Origin of the sequence: Streptomyces sp. DvalAA-14 (assembly GCF_900091855.1) — a bacterium.
Lineage (GTDB): Bacteria > Actinomycetota > Actinomycetes > Streptomycetales > Streptomycetaceae > Actinacidiphila.
On record NZ_FMCH01000032.1, the window covers coordinates 1 to 1246 of the forward strand.

At 71.9% G+C, this 1246-nt stretch carries 1 protein-coding gene; it reads right to left on the reverse strand.

The annotated features are described in order from the left end of the window. Positions 1 to 1246 (reverse strand): serine/threonine protein kinase (locus GA0115240_RS01865; protein WP_161301959.1); only part of this gene is annotated, 1246 nt, incomplete at both ends.

Here is a 1246-nt window from a genome sequence, read left to right on the forward strand (position 1 = left end):
GCACCCGGTCCGCGCCGAGCGTCGAGGTGTCGCCGGCCGTCGGCCGGACCAGCTCGGTGTCGACAACGCGCAGTTCCGGGCCGAACAGGGTGGACAGGGCCGGCCGCGGCTGGCCGGACTCCAGGGCCACCACCTCGCGCAGCACCCCGAGCAGCTGGTCGGACATCTCGTCGGCGGAGGCGAACCGCTTGCCGGGGTCCGGGTCGGTGGCCCGTACCAGCAGCCGGTAGAAGGACTCGTACCGGGAGAACACCTCGATACTGCCCGGGTTCGGCAGGCTGTCCGCGAAGACGTTGGTGTAGCCCTGGAAGTCGAAGGTCAGTACGGCGAGGGTGCGGGCGACCGTGTAGAGGTCGGAGGCCACCGACGGGCCGACCTCGGCGACTTCGGGCGCCTGGTAGCCGACGGTGCCGTAGATCGCCGACTCGGTGTCGTCCATCCGGCGGACCGCGCCCATGTCGATGAGCTCCAGCCGGTCCCCGGTCTGGATCGCGTTGTCCACCTTGAAGTCGCAGTAGAGCAGGTTGCGGCTGTGCAGATGGCCGAGCGCCTCCAGCGCCTCGATCGCGAAGGCGATGGCCTGCGCGACCGGCAGCGGCTCGCGCTTGCCGTCCGGGGCGCGGCGCTCGTTGGCGATCTCCTTCAGCGACTTGCCGCCGACGTAGGCCATCACGATGTAGCCGTCGAGCGTGCCGGTGCGCTGGTCGAGGTGCTCGACGAAGTTGTAGATCCGGACGATGTTGGGGTGCTCGATCTCGGCGAGGAACCGCCGTTCGGACACGGCCGCCGCCAGCGCGTCCTCGTCGCCGGTGTCCAGCAGGCCCTTGAGCACCACCCAGCGGTTGGAGACCGCGCGGTCCACCGCCAGGTAGATCCAGCCGAGACCGCCGTGCGCCAGGCAGCCCACCACGTCGTACTGGCCGTGCACCACGTCACCGGGCTGCAGCTTGGGCGAGAAGGAGTACGGGTGGCCGCACTTGGAGCAGAAGCCCTCGGTACGGCCGGGGCGGTCGCCGCGGCTGCGCCCCACCGGGGCCCCGCAGTCGCTCTTGCTGCAGTACCGCTTGCGCTCGGGCACCTCCGGGTTGAGCAGTACCGCCGCGGCCGGGTCGGGCCGGGGGATGGGCGGTACGGAGACCAGGCCGGCGCCGAGCTTGCCGCGGGTGGGGCCGCTGGTGGCGCCGCGGCTGCTGCGGACCGACACCGAGCGGCCGGAGGCGCTGCCGGTCAGCGACTGCGAGAGCCG